General features: G+C 65.2%; 9 protein-coding genes and 3 tRNA genes. 6 read left to right on the forward strand and 6 right to left on the reverse strand.

The features are described from left to right. Nucleotides 1-76 precede the first annotated feature (76 nt). The 3 genes from H3H37_RS07370 (at nt 77) to ahpF (ending at nt 3,724) form a co-directional block, all read left to right on the forward strand. The gene (locus H3H37_RS07370; protein ID WP_182160981.1) at nt 77-1,288 is read left to right on the forward strand and encodes an MFS transporter; all 1,212 of its coding nucleotides are present in this window, start codon (nt 77-79) and stop codon (nt 1,286-1,288) included. Nucleotides 1,289-1,481: 193 nt separating this feature from the next. Continuing rightward, entirely contained in the window at nt 1,482-2,045 is a 564-nt protein-coding gene (ahpC, locus tag H3H37_RS07375) for an alkyl hydroperoxide reductase subunit C (RefSeq protein ID WP_182151793.1), read from the forward strand. A gap of 95 nt (nt 2,046-2,140) precedes the next feature. Continuing rightward, nucleotides 2,141-3,724, forward strand: a complete 1,584-nt coding sequence (gene ahpF / locus H3H37_RS07380) for an alkyl hydroperoxide reductase subunit F (RefSeq protein ID WP_182160982.1) — start codon at nt 2,141-2,143, stop codon at nt 3,722-3,724. Nucleotides 3,725-3,845: 121 nt separating this feature from the next. Here ahpF and H3H37_RS07385 read toward each other — a convergent pair. The 4 genes from H3H37_RS07385 to H3H37_RS07400 form a co-directional block, all read right to left on the reverse strand. After that, a tRNA-Asp gene (locus H3H37_RS07385) sits at nt 3,846-3,922 on the reverse strand. Between the two features lie 71 nt (nt 3,923-3,993). Further along, nucleotides 3,994-4,070 (reverse strand) — tRNA-Asp (locus H3H37_RS07390). A gap of 24 nt (nt 4,071-4,094) precedes the next feature. Then, nucleotides 4,095-4,170, reverse strand: a tRNA-Val gene (locus H3H37_RS07395). A 111-nt stretch (nt 4,171-4,281) separates the two neighbouring features. After that, nucleotides 4,282-5,127 (reverse strand): substrate-binding periplasmic protein, encoded by an 846-nt coding sequence (locus H3H37_RS07400; RefSeq protein ID WP_182160983.1) that lies wholly within the window; start codon nt 5,125-5,127, stop codon nt 4,282-4,284. A 208-nt stretch (nt 5,128-5,335) separates the two neighbouring features. Between H3H37_RS07400 and dinB the strand changes: the two genes are divergently transcribed. Further along, entirely contained in the window at nt 5,336-6,487 is a 1,152-nt protein-coding gene (gene dinB / locus H3H37_RS07405) for a DNA polymerase IV (protein WP_182160984.1), read from the forward strand. 25 nt (nt 6,488-6,512) lie between these two features. Here dinB and H3H37_RS07410 read toward each other — a convergent pair whose 3' ends face one another. Together H3H37_RS07410 and H3H37_RS07415 are read right to left on the reverse strand one after the other, a co-directional pair. Then, nucleotides 6,513-7,358, reverse strand: coding sequence for a PEP-CTERM sorting domain-containing protein (locus H3H37_RS07410; RefSeq protein WP_182160985.1), 846 nt, complete (start codon nt 7,356-7,358; stop codon nt 6,513-6,515). A 161-nt stretch (nt 7,359-7,519) separates the two neighbouring features. After that, nucleotides 7,520-8,536 (reverse strand): AraC family transcriptional regulator, encoded by a 1,017-nt coding sequence (locus H3H37_RS07415; RefSeq protein WP_182160986.1) that lies wholly within the window; start codon nt 8,534-8,536, stop codon nt 7,520-7,522. A 180-nt stretch (nt 8,537-8,716) separates the two neighbouring features. Here H3H37_RS07415 and H3H37_RS07420 point away from each other — a divergent pair, with 180 nt between their 5' ends. Both H3H37_RS07420 and H3H37_RS07425 read left to right on the forward strand, forming a co-directional pair. Then, nucleotides 8,717-10,042, forward strand: a complete 1,326-nt coding sequence (locus H3H37_RS07420) for an anaerobic sulfatase maturase (protein WP_182160987.1) — start codon at nt 8,717-8,719, stop codon at nt 10,040-10,042. Between the two features lie 336 nt (nt 10,043-10,378). Continuing rightward, nucleotides 10,379-11,452, forward strand: a 1,074-nt coding sequence (locus H3H37_RS07425) for a DUF1302 domain-containing protein (RefSeq protein ID WP_182160988.1), incomplete at its 3' end; no start/stop codon positions are given.

An 11,452-nucleotide genomic window follows, 5' to 3' on the forward strand; every position in this document is an offset into this window, starting at 1 on the left:
GCGCCGCCAGGTGTTTTGACGCCGGATGGCATACGCCAGTAAGATTGTCATATTGAGAACACTTCCGGTCAGGCTCATGTCCCATCCACGCGCCGCATCCGTCCCACCCGCCGCCGACCTCGACGACACCTCCCTGCGTCGCCGTTCCCTGCTGGCCGCCTGCGGCGCGCACGCCGTGCATGACGGTTTGACCGACCTCATCTACGTGTTGCTGCCGATCTGGCAAACGCAATTTGCGATCAGCTATGCGATGGTCGGCCTGTTGCGCAGCGCCTACTCCGGCATGATGGCCGGCTTCCAGTTGCTGGCCAGCCGGCTGGCGCGGCGCTGGGGAAGGACGCGCATGCTGGTGGGCGGCACGGCGCTGGCCGGCGTGGCCTACCTGATCGCGGGCCAGGCCGGTGGATTGACCGCGCTGCTGGTGGCGTTGCTGCTGGGCGGGCTGGGCGCCAGCACCCAGCACCCGCTGGCGTCCTCGATGGTGACCGACAGCCACGAGGCCGGCGGCGGCGTCAAACAGGCGCTGGCGCAGTACAACTTCGCCGGCGACATCGGCAAGACGCTGATCCCCGGCCTGGTCGGGCTGTTGCTGGTGGTGCTCAGCTGGCAGACGAGCGTCACATTGATGGGCTTGCTTGGTCTGGCGGCCGCCGCCCTGCTGTGGTGGCTGATCCCGGCACAGCATCGGACCTTGGCGCAGCAGCACGCGCAGGCGGCAGCGGCGCCCCATGCGGGCTCGGCCAGCGGGCTGCGCGCGCTGCTGCTGACGGGCACACTGGACAGCGCCGTGCGCATGGGCTTTCTCACCTTCCTGCCATTCCTGCTGAAGAGCAAAGGCGCCGGCACGGCCGGCATCGGGATGGCGCTGTCGCTGCTGTTTGTGGGCGGCGCGTTCGGCAAGCTGTTTTGCGGCTACCTGGGCGCGCGCATCGGCATGATGAAAACCGTGTGGATCACGGAGTCGCTGACCTCGCTGCTGATCGTGGCGACCGTGTGGTTGCCGCAGGCCGGCGTGCTGGCCGTGCTGCCGCTGCTGGGGCTGGCGCTGAACGGCACCTCGTCCGTGCTGTACGGCACGGTGCCCGAGCTGGCCGCGCCCGGCAAGCGCGAGCAGGCGTTCGCACTGTTCTACACGGGCACCATCGGCGGCGGCGCCCTGTCGCCGGTGCTGTTCGGCCGCCTCGGCGACGTGGCCGGCGTGCCCGCCGCGCTGGTCGCGCTGGCGGCCATTTTGCTGCTGACCTTGCCGTTGGCGTGGCGTGTGAACCGGGCGCTGGCGCACGCCTGACCATCTCAATTCACCTCAACGCGCTTGCACAGCTGGCCGCGCCATCCGCGCGCGGAACGGGGATAATAGCAATTCTATATGTTTAGTCGATAGTCAAAGTATATTGAATATATTGCGACAATCAATTTTGCATATGGCTCAAAAGACTTTACACTGACGTCTCATTGATTCACAACCTCACGAGGAAACCACAATGTCTCTGATCAACACCCAAGTAAAACCATTCAAGGCCACCGCTTACCACAACGGCAAATTCGTTGACCTGACGGAAGCGTCCCTGAAAGGCAAGTGGTCGGTATTCGTGTTCTACCCAGCCGACTTCACCTTCGTCTGCCCGACCGAACTGGAAGACCTGGCCAACAACTACGCTGAATTCGCCAAGCTGGGCGTGGAAGTGTACGGCATCTCGACCGACACCCACTTCGCCCACAAAGCCTGGCACGACACCTCGGACGCCATCAAGAAAGTCCAGTACCCACTGGTGGGCGACCCGACCGGCCTGCTGGCCCGTAACTTCGAAGTGATGATCGAAGAAGAAGGCCTGGCCCTGCGCGGCACCTTCGTGATCAATCCTGAAGGCCAGATCAAGGTCCTGGAAGTGCACGACAACGGCATCGGCCGCGACGCCACCGAGCTGCTGCGCAAGGTCAAGGCTGCCCAGTACGTTGCTTCCCACCCAGGTGAAGTGTGCCCGGCCAAGTGGACCGAAGGCGCCGCCACGCTGAAGCCTTCGCTGGACCTGGTTGGCAAGATCTAAGTTGAACCTGACCGTTCACCTACAGTAGTACCGCGATGCCGGTCCGGGCATCCGGCCCGGCATACGCCTCAAGTTTGAACAAGGAAGAAAAAATCATGTTAGATGCAGACCTGAAATCCCAATTGAAAGCCTATTTGGAAAAGGTGGTGCAGCCGATTGAACTGGTCGCATCTCTCGATGACAGCGCCGCCGCACGCGAAATGCGGGCGCTGCTGCAGGATATCGTGTCGCTGAGCGACAAGATCACGCTGGTCGAACGGCACGACGACAATGTGCGCAAGCCTTCGTTCAGCATCAACCGCCCCGGCACCGACATCGGCGTGCGTTTCGCCGGCGTGCCCATGGGCCATGAATTCACCTCGCTGGTGCTGGCGCTGCTGCAAGTGGGCGGCCACACCATCCGCCTGGACGACGCCGTGATCGAGCAGGTGCGCCAGCTGGACGGCGATTTCAATTTCGAGACCTTCATTTCGCTGTCCTGCCACAATTGCCCGGAAGTGGTGCAGGCGCTGAACGCGATGGCTGTCATCAACCCGCGCATCAAGGTCACCACCATCGATGGCGGCGTGTTCCCGCAGGAAGTGGAAGCGCGCCAGATCATGGCCGTGCCCATGATGTTCCTGAACGGCGAGCACTTCGGCCAGGGCCGCACCAGCGTGGAGGAAATCCTCGCCAAGCTCGACAAAAATGCCGGCGCGCGCCAGGCGGCCGAGCTGAACAAGAAAGACGTGTTCGATGTGCTGATCGTCGGCGGCGGTCCGGCCGGCGCGGCAGCCGCCATCTACGCGGCCCGCAAGGGCATCAAGACCGGCGTGCTGGCCGACCGCTTCGGCGGCCAGGTGCTCGACACCCTGTCGATCGAGAACTTCGTGTCGATCAAGGAAACGGAAGGACCCAAGTTCGCCGTCGCGCTGGAGCAGCACGTCAAGCACTATGAAGTCGACATCATGAACACCCAGCGTGCCAGCAAGCTGGTGCCGGGCAAGCTGATCGAGGTGCAGACCGAGAGCGGCGCCACCCTGAAGAGCAAGTCCGTGATCGTGGCCACCGGCGCGCGCTGGCGCGAAGTGAACGTGCCCGGCGAGAAGGAATACCGCAACCACGGCGTGGCTTACTGCCCGCACTGCGACGGCCCGCTGTTCAAGGGCAAGCGCGTGGCCGTGATCGGTGGCGGCAATTCGGGCGTGGAGGCGGCCATCGACCTGGCCGGCATCGTGTCGCACGTGACGCTGCTGGAGTTCGGCGCCGAACTGCGGGCCGACGCCGTGTTGCAGCGCAAGCTGCGCAGCCTGGCCAATGTGACGGTGATCGTGTCGGCCCAGACCACCGAGATCCATGGCGATGGCCAGAAGGTCAATGGCCTGAGCTACACGGACCGCGTGTCCGGTGCCGCCCACAAGGTGGAGCTGGAAGGGGTGTTCGTGCAGATCGGCCTGGTGCCGAACACGGAATGGTTGAAGGGCACGGTGGCCCTGTCGCGCCACGGCGAAATCGAAGTGGATGCACGCGGCCAGACCTCGGTGCCTGGCGTGTTCGCGGCCGGCGACGTGACCACGGTGCCGTTCAAGCAGATCGTGATCGCCGTCGGCGAAGGGGCCAAGGCCGCCCTGTCCGCCTTCGATCATCTGATCCGTGCCGACGATAGCACCGAAGCGGCGCCGCTGGCCAGCGCGGCCTGAAGCACGGCCAGCGTGCAGCGTGCAGCAAACGGGACCGGACTTCGGTCCCGTTTTTTTTTGGGCACAATTCAGGGAGCACAAATGAATAAGGGCCCGACATGGTCGGGCCCTTAAGGGATGTTGGCGGAGCGGACGGGACTCGAACCCGCGACCCCCGGCGTGACAGGCCGGTATTCTAACCAACTGAACTACCGCTCCAAACTGCGGCGTCGGTTTGCGACGTTTGTTACTCTGTGTGCTGACAACCCATCAGGTCATCGGCGGAATGCTGGCGGAGCGGACGGGACTCGAACCCGCGACCCCCGGCGTGACAGGCCGGTATTCTAACCAACTGAACTACCACTCCTTTTCGTCTTTGTTTTCAGGTGCATGGTGGGTGCTGAGAGGGTCGAACTCCCGACCTACGCCTTGTAAGGGCGCCGCTCTACCAACTGAGCTAAGCACCCATGCTCGCTTGAAAACAGGCAGTCATTGTCACAACTGCTGAACGAGGCCGTATTCTACAAGCAGCGCGCCGCGTTCCGCAAGGGATTTCGCAAATAATTGCAGGCTGCCCGTCAGGGCAGGTAGCCGTCGAGGATCTCGCGCGTGCCGCCGGCGAAGATTTGCCTGGCCAGGTCGGCGCCCACATAACGGCCGTAGATGGCCTGCACCGTGCCGTCGGCGACCATGGCGCGGAAGGCGGCGCTGAACGCTTGCTGCAACTCGGGCGCCACGTTGGCGCGCGAGGCGTAGGCGCCGGACATGCTGCGCGGCGACTCGGCCACTTCGTAGTGCGCCATATCCTCGCCCACCCCCAGCCGCCGGCTATGCCACAGGTGGATCACCAGCGGCGCCAGCGTGCCGTCGGCGCGGCCGGCCTGGATCTTGCGGAAGGCCGTGTCGAAATCGTTCACGTATTCCAGCCGGCCCGTTTGCTGCAAGCGGTCCAGCTGGCGCTGGACGGCTGGCGGGTAGTAGACGCCGCGCGTGACATTCAGCCGCCCCGTGCCCTGTTCGACGAACTCGGCCAGGCTGGCGTAACCGCCACCGGCCCGGCGGTTCAGCACCAGTTCGAAGCGGGTGTAGGCGTAGGGCATCCAGCGGCCGGCCTGGTCGCGGGTGCTATCGGCTAGCGAGCTCATCACCAGATCGACGCGGTTGGCGCTGAACTCGGCGAACAGGCGGCCGCGCGGATACCACTCGAACTGGAAGCGGCAGCCGGTGCGCCGGCCCAGCTCCTCGACCAGGTCCACGGCCGTGCCCCGGTAGCGGCCATCCTCGCGGTAGGAGGCATAACCGAGGTCGCTCAGGCCGACCCGCGTGACGGCCGGGCACACGTAGCCGGCCGTGGCCGCCGGTGCCGCGGGGGCGGCCAGGGCCAGTGCCAGGACGAGGGTGAACAGCGGTGGGCGGACGGACATGGGGCGACGAACGTTCAGTTGAGCCCCAGTGTAGCATTGCTGCCTGCCGGCTATCTTCCTGTCCGAAGAGAAAGGCCGGCCGGGCCGGCGTTGGCTGTTGCGAAAATGCGATCCGGGCGCGGCCGGGCCGGCTCTTGCAGCCGAGGCCGTTTGCGGCGATACTGTATGTATTCACAGTATCCGGCCCTCACGGTTGCCTGCCACCACCATGACTGCGCGCGCGCGGCGCATTGCCCACCTCGATATGGATGCGTTCTACGCCTCCGTGGAACTGCTGCATTATCCGCAGCTGCGGGGCCAGCCCGTCGTCATCGGCGGCGGCCGCGACAGCGCGCCCGAGCAACTGCCAGACGGCAGCTGGCGCTACGCGCGCCTGCGCGACTACGTGGGCCGTGGGGTCATCACCACCGCCACCTACGAGGCGCGGGCGCTGGGCGTCGGTTCGGCCATGGGCATGATGAAAGCGGCCAAGCTGGCGCCCGATGCAGTATTGTTGCCCGTCAATTTTGACCGCTACCGCCATTATTCGCGGCTGTTCAAGGCGGCCGTGGCCGCCATCGCGCCCGAGATCGAGGATCGCGGCATCGATGAAATCTATATCGACCTGACCGACGTGGAAGGCGAGACGGAGGCGCTGGCCCGCCGTATCAAGCAGGCCGTGCGCGATGCCACGGGCCTGAGCTGCTCGATCGGCGTCACGCCCAACAAGCTGTTGTCGAAGATCTGCTCGGACCTGGACAAGCCGGACGGCCTGACCGTGCTCGGTTACGACGAGATCCCGGCCCGCATCTGGCCGCTGGCCGTGCGCAAGATCAACGGCGTGGGCCCCAAGGCCACCGACAAGCTGGCTGCGCTGGGCATCGCCACCATCGGCGACCTGGCCGCCGCCGATCCCGGCCTGTTGCAGCAGCATTTCGGCCACCATTACGCGGGCTGGCTGGCCGACGCCGCGCGCGGGGTGGACACGCGCGAGGTGGCCACCAGTTCGGAGACCAAATCGATCAGCCGCGAGACCACCTTCGAGCGCGACCTGCACGCGCGCCAGGACCGGGCCGCGCTGTCGGCCATCCTGACTTCCCTGTGCGAACGGCTGGCCGAGGACTTGCGGCGCAAGGGCTATGTGAGCCGCACCATCAGCATCAAGCTGCGCTTCGACGATTTCCAGATCGTCAGCCGCAACGTCACCGTGCCGCAGGCCGTCGACGACGCGGCCGCCATCCTGCATGCGGCGCGTGCCGGTTTGAAGCGGGTGGGCCTGGAGCGGCGCTTGCGCTTGCTGGGCGTGCGCGCCAGCACGCTGGAGCCGCGCGGTGCCGCGCCAGTGGCGGCGCGGCCCGTGCAGGGCGAATTGTTCGCGTGATGGCGACGCCGCGCCGGGCGGCCGATCAGCCCTGGCGGCGACGGCGCGCCATCGCGCCCACCAGCAGCAAGCCGGCGCCCAGCATGGCGTAGCTCTCCGGCTCGGGAACGGGGGCGGCCGTTTCGCTGGCGGCGGCGTTGGCGTAGAAGCCCAGCTGGTAGTAGCGGTCCGCGTTGCTGGTGTTCTTGATGGTCAGTTTCAGCGTCTGGCCGTCCAGCGTCGATTCATAGGCATCCGTCGACCAGGGCCAGGCACTGCTGCCCGAGGTGCCCTGGTTCGCGTTGACCTGGCCGACGTACATGTTGGCCCAGATCGAGGAGGAGTCGATGGTGCTGTAGTTGCCGCCGGGAAGGGCGGACCAGCCGCTGGTCGGGCTGGTGCCGGAGATGCTGCCATTGACCACCACGCTGAACGTGGCCTGCGTGCCTGCCGTGAGTGTAAACGCCTGGTACTGGCTGGCAGTGCCGGAGACGTTCTGGCCGGCCTGCGCATGGGCGAACACCGTCATGCTATCGAGGCCGCTCGCGGTGTTGACCACTTGTTGGGTTGAATAGCCATGCGCCGAGGTGCCGTTGAGGGTGCCTGGCAATGCCGATGCGTCGCTGGTGTTGATGTTGGCGCCCCAAACGGGATTCCACACCGATCCCCAGGGATAGGCGGTGGTGCTCCAGCCATGCTGGATATTTTCGACCGCACTGACGTTGGCGTTGCTGTTATTCCAGTCGATGTGGGGCGCGATGCCATCGCCCTGGTTCAGGTCAGTCAACTGGGTGGTGAAGCCGGATAGCGTCACGGTGGCCTGGCTGTCGGCCAGGGCGGGTAAGGACAGGCCAGACAGCAAGGCCGTTGCCAGCATCATGCGTGGATTCATCGGTGGTTCTCCCTTCGTGGTGGGCCGACCGCTCATGCGCCCGGTGGATGGTTAACATACGAAGGTTGAACTTAAAGCAACATCACGTTGTTGTCAATATTTCATGGCTTTTTTATTATCTTTTGATGGCCGGCCGGCTGCTGGCGCAACGACCGGCACGGCTAGCTGCGGTGCTGTTCCATGTAGGCGGACGGGCTCACGCCATTGCTCTTCTTGAACGAGCGGCTGAAGTTGGCGATGTCCGTGTAGCCGAGCCGGTAGGCGATCTGCGACACCGGGTGCTTGCCGCTGGCCAGCATTTCGCAGGCGCGCTCGTTGCGGATGGCCAGCGCCAGGTCGCGGAAGCTCACGCCTTCGCGCGCCAGGTAGCGGTCCAGCGTGCGCGAGGAGATGTTGAGGATGCGCGCCAGTTCGTCCAGCGTGGGCTGGCTGTCCTCGGCCTCGCGCAGCATCATGGCCACCCAGTCGCACCACTTGCCGGCCGCCGTCATTTCCTGCAGCAGTTGCTTGCAACGCGCCTCGGCCTTGGCCAGCGCGCGCAGGTCGGCCATCGGCAGCGGCTGGTCGAAGCCGGCCGCGCTCATGGTGATGTGCACGCCCAACTGGGCCGCGCCGAAATGGAAACGGGCCGGCGCCAGCTCGCGGTAGCGCTGCACGTGCGCCGGTTCGGGCATGGACATGGTGACGTCGTATGGCCCCAGCTTGCCGCCGGCGATCGTCATCAGTTGCGCATGGAACGACAGCGCCACCGCCTCCAGGTAGAACTGCAAGGTCAGCTCGTTCATCGCCACCACGGGCTGGAAGCTGACCTCGGCCCGCTCGCCCAGGCGCTGGTAGCGGAACACGAACATGGGCGACATCAGCCGGTAGTAGCGCGCCACCAGGCGCAGCAGGTGGTCGATGGTGGGGCTGCTGATCATGGCGTAACCCAGCACGTCGTGCGAGTTGAGCTTGATCAGCCGCCCCAGTTCGAAGCCGAGGTCGTGCCGGCCCGTCAGCCGTGTCATCTCGCGCACCAGCGTGTCGACCTGGCTGGTGGTGAGCAGGGCCAGCGGGTCGTTCAGGGTGCGTACCTGGGCCGCGCTGAGCGCGTCGCGGCAGGGGGTGCCGTGGCTTTCCAGGTAATCCATCAGCATCGCGAAATAGCGCGCGGGTACGGATTGTTCCAGCGTATTCATGTCTCTCTCGTTGTCGTTGCGGCGGCATATGCTTGCCACTCGATTTACATCATAATGAGTTCTGTCTTTGAATGACAGACGCTTGTCGAAAAATGACAAGCGGCGCAACAGGGCAGGGCTAACAATGCCTTTTTTCGATCCGATCCCGTCCGATCCACTCCCACCGCCCGCGAGATTCCCATGTCCACACCGTCCGATACCGCCAATCCGCCCGCGCAGGAGCAAGGCCTGCACCTGATGGCCAAGCCGATCGGTCCCTTGTGCAATCTCGATTGCGATTACTGCTTCTACCTGGAGAAGGAGCAGATGTATCCGCCGCGCGAGAAATTCCGCATGACCGACGAGGTGCTGCGCGCCTACGTCCAGCGCTACATCGCGGCGCAGAGCACGCCCGAGGTGGAGTTCACCTGGCAGGGCGGCGAGCCGACCTTGCTGGGACTCGATTTCTTCCGCCGCGCGCTGGACCTGCAGCGCGAATACGGGCAAGGCAAGACCATTCGCAACAGCCTGCAGACCAACGGCACCTTGCTTGAAGAGGAATGGTGCGCCTTCCTGGCCCACCACCAGTTCACGGTCGGCCTGTCGCTCGATGGTCCGCAAGCGTTGCATGACATGCATCGCCCCGACAAGCAGGGCCGCTCCAGCCATGCGCAGGTGATGCACGCGCTGCGCTTGCTGCAGCAGCACGGCGTGCAGTACAACGTGCTGGTCACCGTGACCCGCGACAGCACGGCGCACGGGCTGGCGATCTACCGCTTCCTCAAGGGCGAAGGCGTGCGCCACATCCAGTTCAATCCCGTGGTCGAGCGCATGCCGGCCCCGCGCGAGCAGGTGATCGGGCTGCACTTCGCCACCCCGCCCAAGCTGGCCGCGCGCGCGCCCGCACCCGCCACTGCGCCCACGCCCGCGCCGGCCGGCGAGGTGGCCGTCACGGCGCAGACCGTGGCGCGCGGCGCCTACGGCGATTTTCTGATCGCCATCTTCGACGAATGGGTGCGCAACGATGTCGGCACGGTGCACGTGATGAACTTCGAATGGGCGCTGGCCGCGTGGCTGCAATTGCCGGCCACCGTGTGCCTGTTCGCGCCGCGCTGCGGCAAGGCCATGATCGTCGAGCACAGCGGCGACGTGTTTTCGTGTGACCACTTCATGTATCCCGATTACCTGCTTGGCAATATTGCGCAGGACGACCCGCGCACGCTGGCCGCCAGCGCCCAGCAGCAGGCCTTCGGCGCGGCCAAGGAGGAGGCCCTGCCCGATTACTGCCGGCGCTGCCCCTACCTGTTCGCCTGCCACGGCGAGTGTCCGAAGAACCGCTTCATGGTCTCGCCCGATGGCCAGCCCGGCATGAACTACCTGTGCCCCAGCTATGAAAAATACTTCCGCCACATCACGCGCGCCATGAACGCGCTGGGCCAGATCGTGGCCAGCGGCATGCCCGCGTCGGCCATCATGGAGGCCTACAAGGGCCCCTTGATCCTGAAAACCACAGCTGTCACAAAATGACAGTCGCTTGACAAAAAATGACAAGCGCGGCCGGGGTGATCGTCGCAAAATGCAATCAAGAAATCATCCATAGATTTCACGGTAGCGAAAACAACAGCGGCACGACAAGGGAGACACCACCATGCAGCTCAATCACCAGCGTCAGCGGCGCCGCGCGCCGCCAGCGCCATCCCACCCTTAAGCAGCAAGCCTGAATTTTTCCAGTATGTCCGGCCGGCAGGCACCCTGCCGTCCGCGGGGCCCGCTCGCCCTGGCGTACGCCGAACCGCTTTCTCAACACACAGCAGTTGCAGTACATAGCGTTGCATATAACGATAACCAAGGAGATGGTGCAGCATGAAACACACACAGCAGAAACAGGCTTACGCCCTGCGCGCAACCGCCCTCGCGGCCGCCCTGTGCGCGATGGGCGCGGCGGGTGCGGTGGAACTGGAGACCAGTAATCCCGACCTGGCGATCCGCTTCGACAACACGGTCAAGTACAACTACGCCAACCGCCTCAGCAAGCAGAACCCCAACATCCTCAAGTCCGTCAACTCGGACGACGGCGACCGCAACTTCGACCAGGGCACGGTCTCGAACCGCGTCGACCTGCTGAGCGAATTCGACTTCGTCTACAAAAAGAAGATGGGCTTCCGCGTCAGCGCGGCCGGCTGGGCCGACGGCGCCTATTCCCACCTCGACAACGGCAGCGTGGCCACCTCCAACCACGTGGGCGCCGATGGCAAGCCGGCGCTGGGCCTGTCGGACTACGCCAAGCGCTACCACAAGGGCCCGTCGGGCGAAGTGCTGGACGCCTTCGTGTTCGCCGGCTTCGACCTGGGCGACATGCCGGTCAACGTCAAGCTGGGCCAGCACACGCTGTACTGGGGCGAGAGCCTGCTGTCGGTGATCCACGGCGTCAATTACGGCCAGTCGGCGGTGGACCTGATCAAGGGCTTCTCGGTGCCCAACACGGACGCCAAGGAATTGTTCCTGCCGCGCCAGGCTGTCTCGGCCCAGTTCTCGCCGACCACGGAACTGTCGTTCGCGGCCCAGTACTTCTTCAACTGGAAGCCGGCCCGCCTTCCTGAAGCCGGTTCCTTCCTCGGCTTCTACGACTACGCGTTCCAGGGCGGCGAGACGTTCAACCTGTCCGCGCTGGGCCTGCCGAGCGCCGTGCGCGAGAAGGACCGCGAGCCCGACCACAAGGGCGATTTCGGCCTGGCCGCGCGCTGGAGCCCGGAATGGCTGGACGGCACCATCGGCTTCTACGGCCGCCGCACGGCCGACCTGCTGCCGCAGGCCAACCTGCGCCTGGCCGGCCTGCCGTCGGCCCTGTTCGGCAAGAACAGCCCGCTGGTGGCGGCCAATGCCCAAAAGGCGGCCGCCGCCGTGATCGCGGCCGGCGGCACGCCCGCCGCCGCCCAG

This window comes from Rugamonas brunnea (assembly GCF_014042345.1).
Taxonomy (GTDB): Bacteria; Pseudomonadota; Gammaproteobacteria; order Burkholderiales; family Burkholderiaceae_D; genus Rugamonas; species Rugamonas brunnea.

Excerpts from the sequence above, each read along its gene's own strand:
- ahpF (WP_182160982.1), top strand. The coding sequence starts at position 2,141 with ATGTTAGATGCAGACCTGAAATCCCAATTGAAAGCCTATTTGGAAAAG.
- ahpC (WP_182151793.1), top strand. The coding sequence starts at position 1,482 with ATGTCTCTGATCAACACCCAAGTAAAACCATTCAAGGCCACCGCTTAC.
- H3H37_RS07400 (WP_182160983.1), bottom strand. The coding sequence starts at position 5,127 with ATGTCCGTCCGCCCACCGCTGTTCACCCTCGTCCTGGCACTGGCCCTG.
- H3H37_RS07415 (WP_182160986.1), bottom strand. The coding sequence starts at position 8,536 with ATGAATACGCTGGAACAATCCGTACCCGCGCGCTATTTCGCGATGCTG.
- H3H37_RS07420 (WP_182160987.1), top strand. The coding sequence starts at position 8,717 with ATGTCCACACCGTCCGATACCGCCAATCCGCCCGCGCAGGAGCAAGGC.
- dinB (WP_182160984.1), top strand. The coding sequence starts at position 5,336 with ATGACTGCGCGCGCGCGGCGCATTGCCCACCTCGATATGGATGCGTTC.
- H3H37_RS07370 (WP_182160981.1), top strand. The coding sequence starts at position 77 with ATGTCCCATCCACGCGCCGCATCCGTCCCACCCGCCGCCGACCTCGAC.
- H3H37_RS07410 (WP_182160985.1), bottom strand. The coding sequence starts at position 7,358 with ATGAATCCACGCATGATGCTGGCAACGGCCTTGCTGTCTGGCCTGTCC.